This window comes from Novosphingobium sp. BF6, from assembly GCF_058273105.1.
The window spans coordinates 1,075,343-1,096,713 of record NZ_CM177776.1 but is presented as its reverse complement, the minus strand read 5'-3'; the positions used below and the strand labels follow the sequence as shown (position 1 = coordinate 1,096,713).

At 64.8% G+C, this 21,371-nt stretch carries 14 protein-coding genes; 2 read left to right on the top strand and 12 right to left on the bottom strand.

What is annotated here, in order from left to right; all coding sequences use genetic code 11:
- Window positions 1-199 precede the first annotated feature (199 nt).
- On the top strand, window positions 200-2,842 hold the full coding sequence (locus tag AC4D6D_RS20210; RefSeq protein ID WP_491327321.1) for a TonB-dependent receptor plug domain-containing protein: 2,643 nt from the start codon (window positions 200-202) through the stop codon (window positions 2,840-2,842).
- 140 nt (window positions 2,843-2,982) lie between these two features.
- Here AC4D6D_RS20210 and AC4D6D_RS20205 read toward each other — a convergent pair whose 3' ends face one another.
- The 5 genes from AC4D6D_RS20205 to AC4D6D_RS20185 form a co-directional block, all read right to left on the bottom strand.
- On the bottom strand, window positions 2,983-4,632 hold the full coding sequence (locus tag AC4D6D_RS20205) for an N-acyl-D-amino-acid deacylase family protein (RefSeq protein WP_491327320.1): 1,650 nt from the start codon (window positions 4,630-4,632) through the stop codon (window positions 2,983-2,985).
- Window positions 4,633-4,643: 11 nt separating this feature from the next.
- Window positions 4,644-5,720 (bottom strand): alpha/beta fold hydrolase, encoded by a 1,077-nt coding sequence (locus tag AC4D6D_RS20200; RefSeq protein ID WP_491327319.1) that lies wholly within the window; start codon window positions 5,718-5,720, stop codon window positions 4,644-4,646.
- Between the two features lie 23 nt (window positions 5,721-5,743).
- Entirely contained in the window at window positions 5,744-6,784 is a 1,041-nt protein-coding gene (locus AC4D6D_RS20195) for an N-acetyltransferase DgcN family protein (RefSeq protein ID WP_491328781.1), read from the bottom strand.
- A gap of 153 nt (window positions 6,785-6,937) precedes the next feature.
- Window positions 6,938-8,893 carry a serine hydrolase domain-containing protein gene (locus AC4D6D_RS20190; RefSeq protein WP_491327318.1) on the bottom strand — a complete coding sequence of 652 codons (1,956 nt, stop codon included), beginning with the start codon at window positions 8,891-8,893 and terminating at the stop codon, window positions 6,938-6,940.
- Between the two features lie 142 nt (window positions 8,894-9,035).
- Window positions 9,036-9,728 (bottom strand): helix-turn-helix domain-containing protein, encoded by a 693-nt coding sequence (locus tag AC4D6D_RS20185; RefSeq protein ID WP_491327317.1) that lies wholly within the window; start codon window positions 9,726-9,728, stop codon window positions 9,036-9,038.
- A 185-nt stretch (window positions 9,729-9,913) separates the two neighbouring features.
- Between AC4D6D_RS20185 and AC4D6D_RS20180 the strand changes: the two genes are divergently transcribed.
- Window positions 9,914-10,576, top strand: a complete 663-nt coding sequence (locus tag AC4D6D_RS20180) for a helix-turn-helix domain-containing protein (protein ID WP_491327316.1) — start codon at window positions 9,914-9,916, stop codon at window positions 10,574-10,576.
- Between the two features lie 6 nt (window positions 10,577-10,582).
- Here AC4D6D_RS20180 and AC4D6D_RS20175 read toward each other — a convergent pair whose 3' ends face one another.
- The 7 genes from AC4D6D_RS20175 to AC4D6D_RS20145 form a co-directional block, all read right to left on the bottom strand.
- On the bottom strand, window positions 10,583-12,142 hold the full coding sequence (locus AC4D6D_RS20175; RefSeq protein WP_491327315.1) for a serine hydrolase: 1,560 nt from the start codon (window positions 12,140-12,142) through the stop codon (window positions 10,583-10,585).
- Window positions 12,139-13,296, bottom strand: a complete 1,158-nt coding sequence (locus AC4D6D_RS20170; RefSeq protein ID WP_491327314.1) for a YkvI family membrane protein — start codon at window positions 13,294-13,296, stop codon at window positions 12,139-12,141. The genes AC4D6D_RS20175 and AC4D6D_RS20170 overlap by 4 nt, the downstream gene beginning before the upstream one ends.
- Window positions 13,293-14,306: a dipeptide epimerase gene (locus tag AC4D6D_RS20165; protein ID WP_491327313.1), complete on the bottom strand. Its 1,014-nt coding sequence runs from the start codon at window positions 14,304-14,306 to the stop codon at window positions 13,293-13,295. Before AC4D6D_RS20165 ends, AC4D6D_RS20170 begins: the two co-directional genes overlap by 4 nt.
- 57 nt (window positions 14,307-14,363) lie before the next feature.
- The gene (locus AC4D6D_RS20160; protein WP_491327312.1) at window positions 14,364-16,313 is read right to left on the bottom strand and encodes a serine hydrolase domain-containing protein; all 1,950 of its coding nucleotides are present in this window, start codon (window positions 16,311-16,313) and stop codon (window positions 14,364-14,366) included.
- A gap of 117 nt (window positions 16,314-16,430) precedes the next feature.
- A complete protein-coding gene (locus AC4D6D_RS20155; RefSeq protein ID WP_491328780.1) occupies window positions 16,431-18,866 on the bottom strand; it encodes a M20/M25/M40 family metallo-hydrolase in 2,436 nt (811 codons plus the stop codon).
- Between the two features lie 103 nt (window positions 18,867-18,969).
- Window positions 18,970-20,352: a dihydrolipoamide acetyltransferase family protein gene (locus tag AC4D6D_RS20150; RefSeq protein WP_491327311.1), complete on the bottom strand. Its 1,383-nt coding sequence runs from the start codon at window positions 20,350-20,352 to the stop codon at window positions 18,970-18,972.
- Entirely contained in the window at window positions 20,352-21,368 is a 1,017-nt protein-coding gene (locus AC4D6D_RS20145) for an alpha-ketoacid dehydrogenase subunit beta (RefSeq protein ID WP_491327310.1), read from the bottom strand. Before AC4D6D_RS20145 ends, AC4D6D_RS20150 begins: the two co-directional genes overlap by 1 nt.
- Window positions 21,369-21,371 lie beyond the last annotated feature (3 nt).

Below are 21,371 nucleotides of genomic sequence, written 5' to 3'. Positions count from 1 at the left end.
ATTTTCTGATTTGGAAATTTTTCTCCATATAGATTGATTTTATCCCCGCAGTCTGCTTCCATTCAGTCGCAGCCTCGCGATCCAACCCGGACGCAATAAAAATAAGAGCTGTAACGTATTGAATTACGTAAATCAGGGGGTGTTTATGAACGTCTCTACCAAGATATGGCTTGCCAGTACGGCCGTTTCCGTTCTGACAATGCTGAGTCCGGCTCAGGCCCACACGGCGGACGACAACGCCGGAGAACCCGCTAACGGCGGGGAAATCCTCGTGACCGCCTCGCGCATCCAGCGCTCGGGCTTCGACGCGCCGACGCCGACCACGGTGATCGGCGGTGCCGATCTCCTGCTGGGCAACCGTCCCAGCATCGCGCAAGTGTTGAATGACGCACCGCAGTTCCGCGCCACCTCGACGCCGGCGACGACCGTGGGCGGCACAAACAGCGGCCTCTCCACGGCGGACTTGCGCGGACTGGGAGCAGTGCGCACGCTGACCTTGCTGAACGGGCACCGCTTCCAGGGTAGCAGCGACCTCAACACGATCCCGCAGAACCTCGTCAAGCGCGTGGACGTCGTGACGGGCGGCGCTTCGGCGGCCTGGGGTTCGGGCGCCGTCGCAGGTGTGGTGAACATCATCCTCGACGACGACATGACCGGCGTGCGCGGCGGTATCCAGACCGGCATTTCCAGCCGTGGAGACGCCGCGCGCTATGGCGCCGACCTGGCCTGGGGCACCCGGTTCGCGGACGGGCGCGGCCATTTCATGATCTCCGGCGACTACCTGCACGAACGCGGCATCCTCGACCGCAAGAGCCGCCCCAATCTCGAAGCGGGCGTGTTCCAGCGGGCCGATGGGCAACTCGAACTGGTCAGGGATCCAAACTTCACCCTGTTCAACCGGGGTGGTTCGATCCTCAGTGCCACCGGCGTCCCTTACGGACTGATCTTCAACCCGAACGGCACCGTCGGGCCGCTTCCGCTCGGCAGCGCGACCGCCGGACAGTACACTGTCGGCGGGAACGGGCAGAACATCTACGATTACGTCGCCGTCAGCGCACCGTACAAGCGCGGCAACGTCTTTGCGCGCGTGGACTACGAACTGACCGACAACCTGAAGATCTGGGCCAACGGCAGTTTCAACCGCACGACCTCGAACTACGGGATGTTCCCGGAGACACCCGCAGCCGTGATCCGGCCGGACAATGCCTTCCTGACGCAGACAGCGCGCAACCAGCTTGCGGCAGCCGGGATCACCGGTCCCTTCCTGCTCGGCCGTATGCTCGACGATGTCGGCAGCGACAGGATGATAAAGCTTCGCGCCAGCAGACGCCTGCTGGAAGGCGCGATCGGCCTCGAAGGCTCGTTCGGCGAGGGCTGGACCTACAACGCCTATTACGATCACGGCGAAGTCCGGTTGAACCAGCGGCTCGACAATCAGCGGATCACCTCCCGCTTCAACAATGCCGTCGATGCCGTTCTCGTGAACGGCGTCGCCACCTGCCGCATCAATGCCGACGCATCGACGGCCAACGACGATCCGGCCTGCGCGCCGATCAACCTGCTGGGCAACGGCAATATTTCGGACGAAGCGGCAGCCTATGCCTTCGGCGGAGCGCAGCTGATCGCCACGCTCAAGCTGGACGCGGCAGGCGCCAGCGTGCAGGGCCAGCCCTTCTCGACCTGGGCCGGCGCGGTGGATCTGGCTTTCGGCACCGATGTCCGCTGGGAAAAGCAGGTGACCAACTACGTCGATCCCCTGTCGCTTTCCAAGTCACTGGCGACGCTCAACTCCTCGGCCACGAACGGGCAATTCAACGTCAAGGAGGCGTTCGTCGAGGTCAACGTGCCGTTGCTCGACCTGCCCGATGCGGCCAAGCTGGAAGTCAACGGCGCCGCCCGCTATTCCGACTACAGTACCAGCGGGGGAATCTGGTCGTGGAAGACCGGCGGAACCCTGCGACTGGTCAACGACCTGCTGCTGCGCGCCGTCTATTCGCGTGACATCCGCTCGCCGAGCATCACCGAATATTACCTCAGCCGTTCGACCAATATCGGCAATCTCCAGGACCCGTTCCGCAGAGCGCCCCAGACCAATGTCGTGGTCTACGGCGGCGGCAATCCCGATCTCACGCCGGAAATCTCCCACACTCTGACCCTGGGCGGTTCCTATTCTCCGCATGCGGTTCCCGGACTGCGTCTGTCGGTCGACTACTACAGCATCAAGATCGATAACGTGATCACCACGATCACCGCGCAGGATACCCTGAACCAGTGCTACGCCGCCACACCGAGTGATCCGACCTGCGGCGGCGTCATCGCCCGCGCCGCCAACGGCACGATCGAATCGATAACCAATGCCTACCGAAATCTGGCGGAATACCGCACGCGCGGCCTCGATATCGAGGCGTCCTATCGCATGGCTGTCGGTTCCGGCAGCCTGACGTTCCGCGCGCTGGCAAACCATGTCTTCGACCTCAAGATCAACGGCACCGACGTTTCCGGGATCGTCGGCGGAGACACCGCCTTCTCCACGCCGAAATGGCGGATGACCGGCACGGTCGCCTACGACAGCGAGAAGATCGGGGGGAATGTCCGCCTGCGTTATGTCGACGGCGGTATCTTCAGCCGTCAGCGGGGTGCCAACGGCCAGCCGATCCTCAACAACCACATCGACAGCCGTCTCTACACCGACCTCGGCGTGCAGTTCAAAACGGGATCGTTCACGCTGTTCGGCAACGTCAACAACCTGTTCGACGTGGACCCGCCGCTTACCCCCTTCGTCACCCCCCATTACGACGTCATCGGCCGTTACTTCTCGGGCGGCATCAAGCTGAACTTCTGAGAACCTCTCCAGAAGAAACCGTGGAGGTTCCCGTGAAAACGGGAACCTCCTTTTTTATTGGCCACGGAAAAGCAATCGGCCCCGGAACGGAGGTCCGGGGCCGATCGGGCAGAACGAAATGCCGGTTCAGTCCGGCATCGTCATGTGCCGGCACTGCAGCCGTGGCGCAGGACGGTCCCGGCCCTGGCGCCGGTGTGACGGCCACTCTCGATCGTGACGACGCCGTTGACGACGACGGTCTCGATACCGGTCGGAGCGGCAGTCGGCTTGTCCCAGCTTGCCACATCGTCGAGCGTGGCCGGATCGAGGATGACGAGATCGGCGCGCATCCCGTCGCGGATCAGGCCGCGATCGCTCAGGCCCATGCGCTGGGCGGGCCAGCCGGTCATCTTGCGCACCGCCTCTTCCAGCGAGATCACCGGGCGGCGCTTGGAATACTCGGCGATGACGCGCGGAAATGTGCCGTAGGCGCGCGGATGGGGCAGACCCAGCGCATCGAGTTCGCCGAATTTTTCGGAAGCCGCCGCATCGCTGCCGATGCTCACCCAGGGCTGGCGCAGCGCCGTCTCGATATCGCCCTCGTTCATCATGAAATAGAGCGCGACCGATCGGTTGGGCAGGCCTTCCAGCAGGATGTCCCAAGCCACGTCCGCCGGATCGCGCTTCAGCGTAGCGCCGATCTTTTCGAGGCTCTGCCCGTGATAGGGAGCGTACTTCTTGCTGAAACCATTGGCGAGGATGACATTGCCGAAGCCGCCCGAGGCCTGAACGAGGTTGGACCAGCCGGGCATCGAACCGGCCGCCACTTCCTTCTTCATCCGCTCGCGCACCTTGGGATCGCGAAGCCGGGCGATGCCTTTCTCGACGCCGTCGGCCCAGACCCAGCTCGGCGCGATGATCTCCAGCCCGGTGCCTCCGGCCGTATAGGGATAGAGGTCCGCCGCCACGTCCACGCCGCGCGCACGGGCCGCGTTCACCGAGGCGATGGCTTCCGGCATGAGCTTGCCCCAACCGGGCGCAAAAGCGGCCTTGAGGTGGAATATCTCGACCTTGGCGCCCGATTTTTCGCCGATCTCGATCGCCTCGTTGACCGCCTTCACCAGATCGGCGCTCTCATCACGCATGTGAGTAGCGTAGAAGCCGCCGCACTGCGCGGAAACCTTTGACATGGTTATCAGGTCTTGCGTCGAGGCGAAGCTGCTCGGCGGATAGATCAGCGCGCTCGTCACGCCGAAGACACCGGCCTCCATCGCCTTGCGGACTTCGTCCTTCATGACCTCCATCTGAGCGGCGGTCGGCGTGCCGGCGCCATCGCCCATCGCCTTCTGCCGCGCCTGGGTGGTCGAGTAATACGTACCGAAGTTGACCGCGATGCCCTGCTTCTCGAGCTGGCCAAAATAGGCGGCAATCTGCGAAGCCTCGACCGGAGTGCCGCCCTCGCCCGCGATCACGGTGGTGACCCCCATCCGCAGCTTGTTCTCCGCCGCGCCGTTCTTGAGCAGGACGCCGCCGGACTGGTCCATCATGTCGATGAAGCCGGGCGTCACGTAACGGTCCCGGGCGTCGATTTCCTTCACGCCATGGCCGCCGATCCGGCCGACCCGCACCACACGCCCGTCCTTCACCGCCACGTCGGCGCGCACCCAGGGATTGCCTGCGCCGTCGAGCACCCGGCCGCCGCGAATGACGATATCGTATTCGGGTACTGGCTGAGGTGCCGGTTGCGACGCGGGCGCATTCCCGGCCAGCAGCAGCGCCATCGCGCTGCACATCAGAACGTGCTTGAACATGGTAACTCCCTTTACTGACGCGCCGTTTTCCCGGCGCTTTCTGCGCGAACGGCATCGACGACCTCATCGACCGCCGCGATCACGACATCGGGTCGGTCGATCTGGATGTAGTGGCCGGAATCCGGCACGAGCTGCTGGCGGCCCTGCGTGGACATCGTCGCCATTTCGGTCTGGAGATCTTTCCAGATCGCCTTCATGCGCGCGCCGTCCTGCGGCGTCAGGCCCAGCATCTTGAGCTGCTTCGGCGTATAGGGCGCCATGGCCGTGAGCACGACCAGCGGGCGGCCTCCGAAGCTGTGCACGGCACGCGCCTGATCGAGCGTCCGGTCGAAGCCTTCCAGTTCCGCGCGCATGCCCTGAACCGAACTGCTCATGTAAGCCGAGATCTTCGCGCTGGCGTCCTTGGGCATGTTCGGCATGTCGCCGCTCACCAGCAGGCGGATGGCCCCGGTCCAGGCGAGCGCGGTGGCGATCCGCATGGGACCGGCCATCTGTCCCGGATCGACATTGCCCTTCACCCCTTGCGCCAGGCGCCTGACCTGATCTGGGTGCGAGGCGTCGACCATCACGAGACCGGCAACCTGCTGGCCGTAACGGGCCGTATAGACGCGCGTATAGGGGCCGCCGACCGAATGGCCTGCCAGCACCAGCGGACCGTTGATACCCGCCGCCGCGAGCGCGGCGTGAAGATCGTCGGCAACGGCGGCGGCATCCTGGGGGGCGGACTTGGGATCGCTCCACATGATCCCGGCGCGATCGTAGGCGCAAGTGCGGGTATGACGAGCGAGCGTGTCATGAACACGAACCCAGTCGACCGACCCGCCGGAACCAAGCCCGGATTCGAGGATCACGGTCGGCGATCCCGAGCCCCGGCAATCGAGATGAATGCGCCGATCGCCGATATCGACCATCGTCCCGCGCGGTGGATAGAGCCGCGCGGCCCGATAGCGCCCCCAGGCCTCATAGGCAGCACCGGCAATCAGGAGAAGCAGGACCAGTGCCAGCAGGCCGAGCAGAATCCGCAGGCTCCACTTGCGCAGACGCTGCCATTTTCCGGGTTTCTCAGCCACGCCGGATACTGTCATCATGCCTTCTCCCCAAACTCGCCTGCCTAGGCGAGGCAGCTTTCGACCAGCCGGTCGAATGCTTCGCCGCCGCGGATCGGATCCGCCACCGGCAGGCCCAGCCTCCGGCTCTCCTCCGCCATCAGCGCCAGAGCCTCCTGCTCGCCGAGATGCGCGGTATTGAACGAGACACCGGCGCAGCGGATATCCGGATTGGTCCGCGAGCCGATGCGGATGTTGAGGTCGATCACCTCTTCCACGCTGGGCAGATCGTAACCGGGCGTGCCGAGCATCCCGGTGCGTCCGGGATGATGGCAGACGACGATGCGGTCCGGCTGACTGCCATGAAGCAAGCCCAGCGACACGGCGGCATAGGCCGGATGGAACAGCGAGCCCTGCCCCTCGATCACGTCCCAATGTTCGGGCGCGGCATCGGGGCTGAGCATTTCGGCGGCGCCTGCCTCGAAATCGGATACGACCGCATCCATCGGAATGCCGCCCCCGGCGATCATGATCCCGGTCTGGCCGGTTGCGCGAAAGTCGTTGTCGATCCCCCGCGCGGTGAAGGCGCGGGCGAGCGCCAGCGCGGTGTATTTCTTGCCCAGCGCGCAGTCGGTGCCAACGGTCAGCAGGCGCTTGCCGCTGCGCTTGCGCCCGGTGCCGACCTTGATCCCCTTCGGGGGGTGACGCACATCGATCAGGCGGCGACCAAGCCGCTCGGCGGCCTCGGCCAGGGCAGGAACTTCCGCCAGTCGCATATGGAGACCGCTGACGATGTCCAATCCGGCCTCAAGCGCCTCCACCAAGGCGGGGACCCAGCTTTCGGGCAACACGCCGCCGCTGTTGGCGACGCCTATCAGCAGGGACCGCGCGCCCGCCCGGCGCGCCTCGGCGGGGTTCAACGCCGGAAGGCCGGTGCTGACCTTCGCACTCGGCAAGGCAAACTCACCGGTGCAGATGTCCGGCGCCCAGTCGCGCAGGCCATAGGCGGTTTTCGCGAAGCCCGGCTCCACCGTATCGCCAAGGAACAGCAGATAGGGCTGGGGCAATTCCGTCGAGCGGGCCGTGCGGTCGGAAGCGTCGGTCATGAGTTGAAGGGCCACCTGTCTCACCTGTCTGGGGCTGAGGACACGAAGAGGAAGCGCGCTGCGACTCCTCTCGTATGCCCTGAACCGTTGATGTGGCTTTATAATATTTTTCCAATCAGAGAATAGCAATCCTATTTTGAAAATTTAACGCGGTCAGAAATCGAACCCAACGCCGATCAGATGGAAGCCCTTCGCCATCCACAGGATCACCAGCACGCTGAGCGTCAGCAGCAGGGACCAGCCCTTCTCGAACCGCCGCCCTTTCGCTTTCCAGACAAGCACGGCATTCCAGACGGCAAGGCCCAGCGCGGCCAACAGGACCAGCGGCGTCCCGACTTGCAGCGCGCCGAGCGCCCAATCCAGTTCACCGTTCATTGAGGAAAAATCGCCCAGCAAGGCGCTGGCGAAGCGGAACCAGCAGGCCAGCACGACCAGCACCAGCCCCGCGAAGGCCCGGCTCAGGCGGTAGGCGCGCCAGGGTTGGATGCCGCGCAACGGCACGACGCCGTAGTAGCGGCGGACCAGCGCAACCACCGGCCAGGACAGCACGGTAAGAAGCAGCACACACAGGCTCGCCACTATCGCCGGATTGAGCCAGGCGACCGAAAGATACCAGGGCGCCGGTTCGAACAGCATGTAGGGCGCGGAGGAATCGAGGCCGAAGCGAACGACCTTGCCGTTCTCGACTTGTGCGGCAAGCCGCATCTTGCCGTCGCTTTCCCGCCAGACGAAAGGCGCGATCTCCACCCACTTGCGGTCCTCTCCGCCGATGCCCGGCGCGGCCTTCACCCGCAGCCCGCCCTGCGCATCCGTATCCACCCTGATCTGGCCGTTCAGCTCAAGCGCCTTCAGGAAGCTCGTCTCCGAGCGGCGGGTCTTGTTGTAGGTGCCCACCATCATGCGGACATGACGGGCCGCCGTGGCAGCATCGACGCGGCCGTCCTTCTGGACATGGGGATAGTAGCGATCGGCAAAGGCATCGAAGAGGTGGCTACGGATCGGACCCGACACCTTTTCGGTGCCCGCCGCGTTCATCGACATGTAGATGCCGACCCTTTCCTTCGGCAAAAGCCAGAGCTGGCTGTGGAAGGTGAGCGTATCCCCTGCGTGGGACAGCGCCCGGCGACCGTTGATATTCTGCTCGTAGAAGCCCAGCGCCATGCCGTTGAGCGGCGGGATCGCCTTGAGAATGCTGTCGTGCATCAGCCGCGCGGTTTCCGGCTTGAGCAGCGCCCCACCGTTTTCCAGATGCGCGATCATGAAGCGGCCCATGTCGGTCCCGGTCGCGCTCAGCCCTCCCGCCGGCCAGAAGCTGTTCAGTTCCAGCCGCGACGGCGCGCCCGATCCGCGATTGTACCCGGAGGCGACCTGCGACCGGAGATTGGGCGGCAGGTTCTGGCTGAAACTCGCCATGGTCATGCCTGCCGGTGCGAAGATATGACGGTTCGCATAAGTCTCGAAGGGCTCGCCGGAAACGCGCTGCACGATATAGGCGGCCAGCGTGGTGCCGTAGTTCGAATAGGCGGGCGTCGTGCCGGGCGCGAAAATCCGCGTCGGCACCCAGCGCTTCAGCGCCACGTCGAGCGGGGGAATGTCCTTGAGATCGTAGCTGTTGAGCCCGCGCTGGACTTCCTCGAAGCCGGAGCGATGCGTCATCAGGTTGCGCATCGTGACGGGCTTTCCGAAAGCCTCGGGAATCCGGAAGTCGAGGTAGCCGTTGATATCCTTGTCGAGATCGATCTTGCCCTGTTCGACCATCTGCATGACGGCGGTCCAGGTAATCAGCTTCGAGATCGAGGCCTGCCGGAACAGCGTCCGGCCGGGATCGACGGGTCGGCGGTGGGCCACGTCGGCATAGCCGAAGCCGCGCTGCGTCAGGATTTTGCCGTCCTTGACCACAACAACCACCGCACCGGCGGCATCGCCGCGCTGAAGGGCATAGGGCATGTAGCCGTCCAGCCACGCATCGACATCCGCCTTGTCCAGGACATGTGCCTGCGCAGCGGCGGAGCGATCCGCGGGTTTCGCGGTTTCCGCCACCGGCTGCGCCGCTATCGGGCCTGCCAGTGCCAGCAATGCCATGCCGATCCAGCCGCGTAATCCGCGCATCTCTATCCCCCCGTCTCGTTCGGCCCGTTCAGAACCGGAAAGTGAATTTTCCGTTATGGAAAATTTTTCCGATCCGACAGTAGACGGGTATATTTGTCAATAGGCTCGCGGCTGCCGATGTGCTCCCGACAGTTTCGGACGATCAATCCTCGGCAGCGGGGCCGATGGGGCGCAAGTTCGACTTGAGATCCGCATCCGTGGCGGAGCACACGGAAAGAATGCGGCAAGGCCCCTTCCCCACTGCGACATAGGCATGGCCCATGGAAGCGTCGAAATAGACCGAATCGCCCGTATTCAGCAGCGAGGGCGCATAGATGTCCGTGTGGAATTCGCACTGGCCTTCGATCACGAAGGCATATTCCTCACCCGGATGCCGCATCAGATCGTCGAAGTCCTCGATCGCCCGCGCTTCGATCTCGATGATCATCGGGTTCAATTGCTTGTTGAGCAGATCGGCGGAAGGATAAGTGTAGTTATACGTCGCGGTCTGGATCGACGGCCCCTCCCCGGCGGGCGTAATCGTGCGGCGCCCGATCGGCGTGGGGGAGCGGACCGGCTTCGAAGCCGGGGCCGGAGTGGAGGCCGCGTTCGAGAACAACTGGGCGATATCGATGCCGAGTCCCCGGCTGAGCTTCATCAGCTTTTCATAGCTGAGCGACATCTTGCCGGTTTCGACTTTGGACAATGTGGAAACCGGCAGTCCGGTCTTCTCGCTCGCCTGAGCCAGGGTCATGCCATTCGCGGAACGGAACTCCCGCAGGAAAGATCCCGGATTGGTGTCGCCCGAATTCTTGGCGTCCGAATTCTTGCCAATGGTTTTCTGCGCGCTCTTCATCCGGTTCCGGCACCTTGCGATCACTTTTTTCCGATTAGCACGAGGTTTGCTGCGGTGCAAAGCGCCCGAGCCGCCTTGGGCCCGCGCATTGCGCAGTTCGGCGCGGCGATGCTAAGGAAGCGACGTATTTTTCCGAACAGGACGCAAATGTCCGTTCGTGCAGGGCAGCATACAGGAGCAATCGGATGGCAGGCGGGCGACAGACCCTTGGCGCAGTGATCACCGGCCTGCGTACCCGCAACGGCTGGACGCTCAAGGAAATGAGCGAGCGCTGCGGCATACCCGTGTCCACCCTCTCAAAAGTGGAACATGATCGCCTTTCGCTGACCTATGACAAGCTGTTGCAAGTCAGCGAACGGCTGAACATCGGCATCGCCGACCTTTTCGCCGAAGAGGAAAACACGGCGCCGGCGACGGTCATGGGCCGCCGCAGCATCGGTTCGATCGACAAGGCCGTACGCGTCGATACGGACAACTACGAGTACTACTATCTCTGCACCGAATTGCGGCACAAGCGCATGGTGCCGGTGATCAGCCGCATCCACGCGGAATCGCTGGAACAGTTCGGTGAACTCGTCCGCCATTCGGGCGAGGAATTCATCTACGTCGTCGACGGTGAAATCGTCGTCCACACCGAGTTCTACGACCCGATCCAGCTCAAGGCGGGCGAGTCTATCTATATCGATTCCGGCATGGGCCACGCTTACGTCTGCGCGCCCGGCTTCAAGGAGACGACGATCGTCAGCGTCATGTCCAGCGCGGAGGAGGATCTCTCCTCGCTGATCCATGAAGCCGGGCAACAGATTACGAAAAAGACCGTGAAGAAACGCGCGCCCCGGAAGGCCTGACCTGCTTCAGGGTGTCACGGGCGTGAACAGCAGATCCCGATAGTCGTAGCTGAAATCGGCGATGGGCGAGGCTGGCTTCATCGTCACGCGCTCCACTCTGCCTTCCGCATCCAGGCCGAACGTCACGTAGGCAGGCTCGATCGTCCGATCCCCGAAGCGGGTGAGGAAGCTGTCGTACTGGAAATGCTCCAGCTTTCCACTCATGCGCGGGGTGGAGCGGAAATCGATCGTCAGCCCCTTCCCGTCCTGCGCCACGACGATGTCGCCGTACCAGGGGTCGCGATAGGTCCCGGCATAGCGCGCGAGCGCCAGCGATGGCCCCGATCCGGCAGGGCTCGCCGCTCCGGCCTTGAAGGCGGCGAGACCGTCGGAAATCTTCTTCGCCTTGGCGGCACGGAACCGGGCAGGCCAGTCCTGCGCCGGCTGGCCGAGATAGTGGTCGAGCAACTCGTACATCAGACCCTGGATCAGTTCGCCGTCCTCGCTGTTGATCTGGATCGAAAAGCCGACGTCCTGTTCGGGCATCAGCACCACCACGGTCTGGAAACCGAAGACGGAGCCGCCGTGCTGGATGATCTTCGCGCCGCGATAGTCCTGCACGATCCAGCCGAGCGCATAGCTCTGGAATTGCGGCTCGCTCGCCGCCAGTTCGGCAGGCCTGGCGTCGATCGGCATCAGCGTTTCAGGACGCCACATTTCGCGCGCCTGCTCCGGGGAGAAGAGTTCGCGACCGTCCGGCAACTTGCCCTGCCCCAGTTGCACGGCGAGCCACTTGCCCATGTCCACCGGACTGACCGCCAGCCCGCCCGCCGGGGCCGCATTGCGGGCAAGCCCGTCGCGCTCGTCCAGCATTTCCTGACGCCCCGCCCCGCGCAGACCGCCGTCCATGCGCGCATGGGGCTGGGCGCGGTCGGCGCTGGCGAAGCGGTCAGGCTCGTCACTGACCGAATCCGCCATGCCTGCGGGCTTGAAGATATGGTTCTTCACATAGGCTTCCCAGGTCTGCCCGGTCACGTCCTGGATCAGTTGGCCCGCCACCATGTAGAGCACGTTGTCGTAGGCATAGCCGCTGCGGAAACTGGTCGCGGGCTTGATATAGCGCAGGCGCCGGACCGCTTCGGCGCGGGAAAGATTGCTGCGCGGCACGAAGAGCAGATCGCCCGCGCCCAGCCCCAGTCCGGAACGGTGGACCAGCAGGTCGCGGATCGTCATCTCGCGCGTGACCCATGAATCCCACATCTGGAAGCCGGGCAAATGGTCGATGACCTTGTCGTCCCAGGCGATCTTGCCCTGATCCACGAGGGTCGCGAGCGCGGCGACGGTCACCGCCTTGCCGGTCGATCCCGTAGGAAAGATCGTATGCGGCGTCACCGGATCGGCCGAACCCAGCCGTTTCACGCCGTAGCCCTTTGCCAGGACGGTCTGCCCCTGTTCGACGATGGCGATGCCCAGTCCGGGCACGCCGACCTCCTGCCGCAAGGCCTCCACGCGCGCATCGAAGTCAGGCGGTGGCGCCGCGTGAGCGGCGGCGGGGGCAAGCGCGAGAGCGATCAGCAGGGGTTTCATGCAATCTCCGGTTGGGATGTCGCCCGTATATGCCGCCGATGACGGGCCAGTCGGAACAGGCCGAGGGTCAGAAGCGGCAAGACGTAGACGGCGAGGAAGACATAGGCGATCGCCCGGTAGCCCGTGGCAATGAGCGCAACGAGACCGACGCGGTCGGCCACCAGCATGCAGCCGGTCAGGATCACGAGAGCGATGGCAAGGCGCGCCGCATGCCCCAGCGCCGCACCGCGCCGGACATGCCAGGCCTTGGCGATCCGCTCGTTGACGGCATGGACGGCGCCGGTCCCGCTTTCGAGCAGGGCAGCGAAGATCATGATCTGGAACAGCAGATGGAAGGCCGGGCTGCCCAACTTGCCGAGCAGAAAGTCCGAGGGCAGCACTTCGTGCGCGATGCCGGGGTAGAAGGCGATCATGCAGACGAAGAATATCACTGCCGGGGCCATCGCCAGCGGGCCTGCCACCAGTCCGGCCACCACTGCATCGCGGTCGGACGTCATATGGCGCAGCACCGGCAGGATCACGACGGCGCCGATGATGTTGTAGCCGGCGTAAGTCACCCCGCCCAGCACCCAGCCGCCCGCTGCCTCGGAGGCTGGAGCCGGATGCAGGAAACCGTCCCATATGCGGTCACCGAAGGTCGTCAGCGCCAGTACCAGGAACAGGGCATAGACGCCGTAGAGCAGTAACGAGACCCATTTGAAGAGCTGTTCCACCGAGGCATTCCCGAAAGTCGCGAAGAAGCCGATACCCGCCATCAGGGCAAGGGTGCCCGAGATGGCGGGCAGGCCCAGCGTCGCCTCCGCAATCGCACCGGCGGCGGCGCCGAAAACAGCCAGGATCAGGATGATGAAGAGCAGATAGGCGACCTCGAAGATGACCCAGCCCCGCCCGAGCAGCGCCTCGAAGAAGCTGCGGTAGTCCGCGGCGCCGACGGTGCGGGCAAAAAGGAAAGTGCACGCGGCCACGACGCTCCAGATCAGCATGGCCAGCACCATCCCGGCCAAGCCGCCCCAGGCACCGCCCGGCAGGAAGAACTCCGCCAGTTCGCGCCCGGTGGCATAGCCGCCGCCGATGATGACCGCCTTCAGGGCAAAGCCGGGCAGCAGGAAGCGCTGGAACCGGCTCGCCGGCCTTTCCGTGCCGAGGCCGCTCATGCCGGCGCCAGGCTTTCGCGCCCCCAGATCCGTTCGTCGCACCAGGCGGTGCCGTCCTCGTAGCGGATCGCCGGATCGCGGTCGTTCGCCAGGAATATCGGGCCGTCGAGATCGCAGATGTCGCAGACCTGCCCCAACAGGAAGCTCGGCGCCATACTGAGCGTGGAGCCGCCCATGTTGCCCACCATCACGCCAAGCCCGGCGGCGCGGGCGGCGCGGGCGATCATCAGGCCTTCCGTCAGCCCGCCGCACTTGTCGAGCTTGATGTTGACGACATCGAAGCGGCCGACGAGTGCAGGCACATCGTCCAGCGTCAGCGCGCTCTCGTCCGCAGCCAGCGGAATCGGCGACGTATAGCCGTCGAGATCGGCCTCCCGTCCCCGCGCCAGGGGCTGCTCGATCAGCGACACTTTGGCCGCGATCATCGCCTCGACCAGCGCGTCGAGTTCGCCGACGACAAAGCCCTGGTTGGCATCGACGCCCAGCCAGACATCCGGCCGCGCCGCGCGAATGGCGGCGACCCGCGCGATATCGAGATCGAGGTCGCCGGTCAGCTTGACCTTGATCGCCTTGACCGGACCGAAGGCAGTCGCCTTCCGCGCCATGACCGCAGGATCGTCCGCGCCCAGCGTGAATGTGGTAATGACAGGCCGGGGCTGCTCCAGTCCCGCCAATGCCCAGACCGGCTTGCCGGTGCGCTTGGCGTCGAGTTCCCAGAGCGCCGCATCGACGGCATTGCGCGCGCCGCCGGGCGGCAGGATCTTGCGCAGATCCGCACGGCTCGGTCCCGCCTCGATGGCACTGCGCGCACGTTCGAGATCGGCGAGCATCTGCGGCTGGCGGTCGTCCAGATAATAGACGCCGTCGCCCTCGCCTCGTCCGCTATGGACACCGTCGGACAGGGTCACGACCACGCAGTCCAGTTTGTCGAAGACATAGCCCGAAATGCGGAACGGGTTCCTGTATTCCAGGCGCTCGGCCGTCACGCCGAAAGTCAGCGAAGTGGTCATGTCGGAAACTCCAGAAAAGAAGTGTGCAGACCAGGCCTCGCCCGGTCGGCACACGCGTCACCAATTGGCGCCGAAGCTGATGAGGCGGAACGCCAACGCGACCCACAGCATGATCCCGGCCGCAAGCACGATAAGCCCGCTCCACAGCTTGCTCAGCCAGCCGCCGCCACGCGTCCAGGCCGCGCGGGCATTCCAGAGGGCAAGGCCGAGGAAACCGAAGAACAGCAGCAGCCCGGCAATCTGGTTGAACCAGATCAGCGCTCCGGAGGTCTTGACGCCGCCTGCCCGGCTGGCGACGAAAGCCCAACTGCCGAGCAGCAGCGGCACGCCCCAGGCACAGGCGCGCAAGGTGCGGTGGACGGCAAGGTCCCGGCCCGTCCGGTCCAGCTTCACCCCGTACCGGCGACGAACCAGGGCGCCGACCGGCCAGCCCAGCGCGAAGAGCACGATGACCGCCAGCGCCGCAATCGTCGCGGGCTTCAGCCAGGCCGTGTCCTTGTACCAGGCCACGCGGTCCCAGACCATGAACGGCGCGATCGGATCGTAGAAGACGCGCACGGCCCTGCCGTTCTCCACTTTCGCGGCGAAGCGGACACCGTCCTCGCGGGACTGCCAGACGAACGGCGCCACCTCGATCCATTTGCGCGGTGCGCTGCCGATGGTCCGGATATTGGCCACCGCCAGCTTGCCGTCCTTATCGGTGCCGACCCGCATCTGCGTCAGGAAACCCATCATGGCCGCCCAGTTCTCCATGGGCTCGCGGCTGTTGGCATATGTCCCGGCGACCAGCGCTGCGTGTTCGCGCGCGGTCGGCAGGTCCGCCGGGGGAGACCAGGCGGGCGCCGGGAAATAACGATCCGCGAACTGCTTCAACATCGCATCCCGGATCGGGCTGACGGCCTTCTCCTTCCCGCGGCTGTTCATGGAAATGTAGAAGCCGACGTTCTTGCTCGGAAAAAGAACGAGGTTGGAATGGAACAGCTTGGTGTCGCCCGCGTGGGCAATGGCGCTGAGGCCGTTGATCTTCTGCTCGTAGAATCCGAGCATCATGCGGTTGAAGCCGGGAAACGGCTCGTTGGCGGGCGAATGCATGCGCTTTGCCGTCTCGGGCCGAAGCAGCGGGCCGCCATTGTCAAGATGGGCGATCATGAACTTCGCCATGTCCGCGCCGCTGATCGAGGAACTTCCCGCCGGGGCGACGGACACGATCTCGAACGGCTCGGACGCACGCGATCCCAGATCGTAGCCCTTGGCCATGTCTTCGCGCAGTGACGCAGGCAGCGGCTGGCGGAACGTCGCATGCCGCATGTCCAGCCGCTGGAAGATATTGCGCTCCACATAGTCGTCGAACGACAGGCCGCTGACGCGCTGGACGATGTAACCGGCCAAGGCCGTCGCATAATTGGAATAGGCCGGGGTCGATCCCGGCGCAAAGACGCGGTGCGGTGTCCAGCGCTTCACTGCGGACTCCAGCGTGGGCACGTCATCGCGACGGACGATCAGGTCTCTCCCCGCTTCCTCGAAGCCCGCCGTATGCGTCATGATATTGCGCAAGGTGACGGGCTTGCCGTCGAAAGGCGGGATTGTGAAATCGAGATAGCGGTTGATGTCGGCATCGAGGTCCAGCTTGCCCGCCTCGACCTGCTGCATGACCGCGGTCCAGGTGTAGAGTTTCGAGACCGAGCCAGGCCGGAACAGGGTCTTCTCCGGATCGACGGGCTTGCGGGCGGCAACGTCGGCATAGCCGAACCCGCGCTGCGTCAGCACTTTGCCATCCTTGACGATGACCACTACGGCCCCGGCGATGTCGCCCCGGCCCAACGCGTAAGGCATGAAACCATCGAGCCAGGCATCGGCATCCTGCCGGGTCAGTTCATGCCCTGCCCGGACCTCCCGGTTCTGGACCGCAGCCGGAGCGCGAGAAGGCTGCTGCGGCGTCTGGCCCGCCTGCGTTGCGCTGCCCGCAAGCGCCAGCGCAGCCACGGCCAAACATCTCATCCATCGCATGACGCTGCTTCCTTCCCTGGACTTGCAGACCGATCTCGCTCCCATGGGAGGGTCGGCACCGTTTTTATCCTGATTAGGATGTATTTATCTGATTCAGAAAATTGTCAATGGCAATGCTCACCAGGCCAGCGAGGATCGCGCCACGATCATGCTGCTGTGCGAGCGGCGGTAGGGAATGGCATTTGCTGGCAGGGCCAAGGCTTGGCTTCCTTCCGGCCAGCCGTCCCGGACTTCAACCAGAGCGACTTCGACACGGCCGCTCGAACCGCCCGACATGGTCAGGCGAACCGATTCCGTGCCGCTCGCGTGGAAGGCGACCGGCGACCATTCTCCGGCTTTCAGGGTTCCGGAAACCGGCAGGTCCATAAGCCGGAGACCGGTCAGATCCACGCTTGGCCGGAGGTAGATCCGCATGAGGCGACCGCCGTTGCGGTTGGCCGCGACCAGCTCGATGCGGCGCGCCGTTCCGCTTCCGGTCAGGCCCAGCTTCAGCTCCGGCCGGGCGAAACGGACTGGCCTTGCCGCAGCGACCCATTGCCCGTCCCTGGCGAAGGGGACGATCGGTTGGAGCCTCGGCACTCCGCCATCCTGCGTAAGGACACGGCGAACCCAACCCGCGCGATCGAGCTTGCCGCCGACCCATTGGGCGCGGCCCCTGTCGATGTCATCGAGATGAAAGACCTCGACCATATCGGGCGTCTCTGCCGTGGGTGCACGCGCCTTGATCGTGACGCCGATGCAGAGAGCAATGCCGAGGACGACGCAAAGCGCCCCGGCTCGCGACAAATGGCCTGCCGACCAAAAGAGAGGCATCAATGCCAGCAACGTCACCAGAATGAAGGGCGCGATCACTGCGGGCAGGCTCGCGCCGATCATGAGGAAGAAATCATGGCCCGACCGCGCCATCAACCCGGCGACCAGAACAGCGGGCAGCACCGCGAGCACCTGTCTTGACGGCCGCATGATCCGCTCCGGTGCCAGCAGCACGAAGGCCAGCGAGGGAAGCAAAAGCAGCAGGGGCCAGACCAGGACATGGGCTCCGTGCGGAAGGAAGACCTGCAAGGCCAGCGCCATCAGGCCAAGCATCGCGGCGGCCCCGGCGAACCATCCGCCAAGTCGCGCCGGTCGCCTCATTCCCGCGAATGCCAGAAGCATCGCCGTTACCGAAAGGCCGAAGGGAACCCAGTTCGACTTGCCGAGCAGGGACGCCAGCAGGCCGGCCAGGCAAAGTCCCGCCATGGCGAGCCATGGCCGCCCCGTGACTGCGGCATGGAGAAGCAGCAGGCCGGTCCCGAACCCCAGGAAAACGGCGGCCGCGAGTAGCCAGCCGAACTGCCCGATCAGCGCATAGGGCGAAGCTGCCTCACCCACGGCAAGGACGATGACGCGCATGGCCAGCATCAGCGCGGTCACGATCCCGACCTGCAAGACCAGCAATCCGCCCGCCCCTGCCAAAGTCTCGCGCCACCCGATCGTACGGCGCCTGAAAGCGATCGTCAGGATCGCCCCAATGCCGCCTACCGCGACAAGCGCCAGCACCCAGCCCAGCCAGATCGGATAGGTTACCAGATGAAGGCCGAAGAGGTCGGCGAAGACCTTGTCCTTTTGCGGCTGTTCCAGCGTTTCGGCCTGGGCGAGCGCGCGTACGACGGGCAGAACCTGGTCTCCCATGTGCTGGAGACTGCCCGCGTTGAGCCGCTCCGGTGTCGACAGCATCGTGTGATAGGCCATCTGGTGGCCGAGGAAGGCGAAGTTCATTCCCGGCAGGCCCTTGTCGAGCGCCGCCGTCAGGTCGGTATCGTTCGGCATCCGCTTGTAGACCGTCACCAGCAGCGAATCCGCCGCTGGTGAAGGAACCGCGCGCCGGTAGAGATCGATCAGTCCGGCATTTCCGGGGCTGGTCTGGAACATCAAGGCCCGGCCGCTATCCCCGCGCGCTTCCAGATTGACCACCACGCCGATCGAATTGCGCAAGGGATCGGATGCGAAAAAGGCGGTCGAGCCCAGGAGGCCCGCCTCTTCGCCATCGGTAAACAGGAAGATCACCGTGCGGCGCTGCGGCCCGGACGCCTTGAGCGCGCGGGCCACTTCCAGCGCCACGGCCACGCCCGAGGTATCATCGCCCGCCCCCGGAGAAAGTGCGGCGGTGTCGTAATGTGCCATCAGCAGGACAGCCGGCAGGGCCGGATCGGAACCCTTCAGTTCTCCCACCAGGTTGCGCATGCGCCCGGCAATCAAGGCATCGCCCAGATAGCGTCGCGCCGAAATGGCGACTTCGGAGCGAACCTGCGGATCGAGTCCCAAGGCCGTCATGCGTTCGGTCAGATAGCGACGGGTCTCCTCGATTTCCGCCGATCCCGTCGTATGGGGACGCACCGCGATCGACCGCACGTCGCGCATGGCCCGGTCGGCGGAGAACTGGGTTGCACGCGTATCCACGGGCTGCGAGGACGGCAGCCGGTTCGCCAGCCCTCCCAATGCAGCCCCCACAGCGATCACGAGGGCAACCAGCAACCACCGCATGGCTGGGCTGGAAGACGAGACGGGACCCATCACCGGCATATCTCCAATATGAGAATTTTTTCGTTATGGTTATTTGTTCTCATATTTTGAAAATATTGCAACCGGCCAATGCGCTCCGAACCGGCGTGTTCGATTACCCTGCGAGAATGAGCGCGGGAGCCTCGATCAGCGTCTTGAGGTCCTGCGCGAAGCTGGCGGCGTCCCAGCCGTCCACCACGCGGTGGTCGCAGGACATCGAGATATTCATGATCTTGCGCTTCTCGATGCGTTCGGTGCCGTCCGCGCCCTTCACGAACATCGGCCGCTCAACGATGCGGTTCGGACCGATGATCGCCACTTCGGGACGGTTGATGACCGGCGTCGTCGCCACCCCGCCCATCGGCCCGAGCGAGGTAACGGTGATCGTCGAACCCGAAAGCTCGGACGACTTGGCCGAGCCGTCCCGCGCCGCCTGCGCCAGACGGCCGATCTCGGTGGCGAGTTGCCAGAGATTGCGGTCCTGGGCATCGCGGATCACCGGGACCATCAGCCCCGCCGGGGTCTGCGCCGCCATGCCCAGATGCACCGAGCCGTAGCGCGTCACCACGCCCGCCTCGTCGTCGTAATGCGCGTTGAGCATCGGGTACCTGGGCAGCAGCTTACAGATCGCGGTGATGAGGAACGGCAGCATCGTCAGCTTGGGACGCCCGTCCACATTGGCCCCCCTCCCCGCATTGAGCTGCGCGCGGGTTTCCTCCAGCGCCGTCACGTCGAATTCCTCGACATAGGCGAAGTGCGGGATCTGGCGCTTGGATGCGGCCATGTTCTCGGCGATGCGGCGGCGCAGGCCGATCACGCGGACCTGCTCGTCCTGGCCCTTGCGTCCCGCGGGCTGGAAACCGCCCGCGGCATTGTAGGACAGGAAGGCATCGAGATCGGAATGACGCAGGCGGCCGTCCTCGGCCGGGCGCACTTCGCCAAGGTCGATACCGAGATCGGCGGCGCGCTTGCGCACGGCCGGGCTGGCCATGACTTTTGCGTGGGGGGCTGAGGGTTTTGGCGTGGGCGTGGGTGCGCGGGCTTCGACAGGCTCAGCCTGAGCGGGGGTGGAGGAATGTGCGGAGGTTGTAGTGGTGCCGGATTTCACAACATCCGCTCGTGCTGAGCCTGTCGAAGCACCGGCCACCGCGCTTTCCACACGCGCCACATCCCCGGCGTCGGGCGTTTCCGCCTCGATCCGTTGCTCGATGACTTCAGCCCTCGGCGCCGGCCCGCGATCGACTTCGTTCCCCGCGCCTTCAACCTCGATCACCGCCAGCGGCGAGCCGATGGCGATGACATCTCCTTCGGCACCCGCCACTTCGACGACCACGCCCGAAACCGGGCTTTCCATCTCGACCGTGGCCTTGTCGGTCATCATGTCGGCCAGACGGCCGTCCTCTTCGACCCTGTCCCCGATCTTGACGTGCCAGGCGACGATCTCGGCCTCGGCGATACCTTCGCCGATGTCCGGCAGGCGGAATGTGAAACGACCCATCACTTGTTCTCCATCACGCGGCGCAAGGCCGCGCCGATCCGGGCCGGACCCGGAAAGTAATCCCATTCGAAGGCATGGGGATAAGGCGTATCCCATCCGGCGACCCGCTCCACCGGCGCTTCGAGATGATAGAAGCAGCGCTCCTGCACCAGCGAGGACAGTTCGCCGCCGAACCCGCCGAACCGCGAGGCCTCATGGACGACGACGCAGCGCCCGGTCTTTCTCACCGAGCGGACGATCGCGTCGATATCGAGCGGGACGATGGAGCGCAGGTCGACGACTTCGGCATCGATGCCCGTGTCCTCCACCGCCGCCAGCGCGACGTGCACCATGGTGCCGTAGGCCAGGATCGTCGCGTCCTCGCCCTCGCGCGCGATCCGGGCTTCGCCCAGCGGCACGCGGTAGTGGCCCACCGGAACCTCGGCATCGGCATGCCCGGCCCATGTCGCCAGTTCCCGCTCGTGGCGCCCATCGAAAGGACCGTTGTAGAGGCGCTTGGGCTCCAGGAAGATCACCGGATCGTCGCATTCGATGGCTGCTATCAGCAGGCCCTTGGCATCGTAGGGCGTCGACGGGATCACCGTCTTGAGCCCCGTGACATGGGCGAAGATCGCCTCCGGGCTCTGGCTATGGGTCTGACCGCCGAAGATGCCGCCGCCGTAAGGAGAGCGCACCGTGATCGGCGCCCAGAATTCCCCTCCGGAGCGATAGCGCAGGCGCGCCGCTTCGGACACGAGCTGGTCGTAGGCCGGAAGGATGTAGTCCGCGAACTGGATCTCCGGCACCGGCCGAAGCCCCTGCGCGCCCATGCCGATGGCGGCGGCAATGATCCCGCCTTCCGAGATCGGCGTATCGAAACAGCGCTTCGCGCCGTGATGCGCCTGAAGGCCGTCCGTCGCCCGGAATACGCCGCCGAAATAGCCGACGTCCTCACCGAACACGAGCACATCCGGATCGCGCGAAAGCATGACGTCCAGCGCATCGTTGATCGCGCGGATCATGTTGAGTTCGGCCATCGC

Coding starts and splice junctions, on each gene's coding strand:
- AC4D6D_RS20160 (WP_491327312.1), bottom strand. CDS start 16,313: ATGCGATGGATGAGATGTTTGGCCGTGGCTGCGCTGGCGCTTGCGGGC.
- AC4D6D_RS20165 (WP_491327313.1), bottom strand. CDS start 14,306: ATGACCACTTCGCTGACTTTCGGCGTGACGGCCGAGCGCCTGGAATAC.
- AC4D6D_RS20195 (WP_491328781.1), bottom strand. CDS start 6,784: ATGACCGACGCTTCCGACCGCACGGCCCGCTCGACGGAATTGCCCCAG.
- AC4D6D_RS20210 (WP_491327321.1), top strand. CDS start 200: ATGCTGAGTCCGGCTCAGGCCCACACGGCGGACGACAACGCCGGAGAA.
- AC4D6D_RS20170 (WP_491327314.1), bottom strand. CDS start 13,296: ATGAGCGGCCTCGGCACGGAAAGGCCGGCGAGCCGGTTCCAGCGCTTC.
- AC4D6D_RS20175 (WP_491327315.1), bottom strand. CDS start 12,142: ATGAAACCCCTGCTGATCGCTCTCGCGCTTGCCCCCGCCGCCGCTCAC.
- AC4D6D_RS20190 (WP_491327318.1), bottom strand. CDS start 8,893: ATGCGCGGATTACGCGGCTGGATCGGCATGGCATTGCTGGCACTGGCA.
- AC4D6D_RS20150 (WP_491327311.1), bottom strand. CDS start 20,352: ATGGGTCGTTTCACATTCCGCCTGCCGGACATCGGCGAAGGTATCGCC.
- AC4D6D_RS20145 (WP_491327310.1), bottom strand. CDS start 21,368: ATGGCCGAACTCAACATGATCCGCGCGATCAACGATGCGCTGGACGTC.
- AC4D6D_RS20200 (WP_491327319.1), bottom strand. CDS start 5,720: ATGATGACAGTATCCGGCGTGGCTGAGAAACCCGGAAAATGGCAGCGT.
- AC4D6D_RS20205 (WP_491327320.1), bottom strand. CDS start 4,632: ATGTTCAAGCACGTTCTGATGTGCAGCGCGATGGCGCTGCTGCTGGCC.
- AC4D6D_RS20155 (WP_491328780.1), bottom strand. CDS start 18,866: ATGGGTCCCGTCTCGTCTTCCAGCCCAGCCATGCGGTGGTTGCTGGTT.
- AC4D6D_RS20185 (WP_491327317.1), bottom strand. CDS start 9,728: ATGAAGAGCGCGCAGAAAACCATTGGCAAGAATTCGGACGCCAAGAAT.
- AC4D6D_RS20180 (WP_491327316.1), top strand. CDS start 9,914: ATGGCAGGCGGGCGACAGACCCTTGGCGCAGTGATCACCGGCCTGCGT.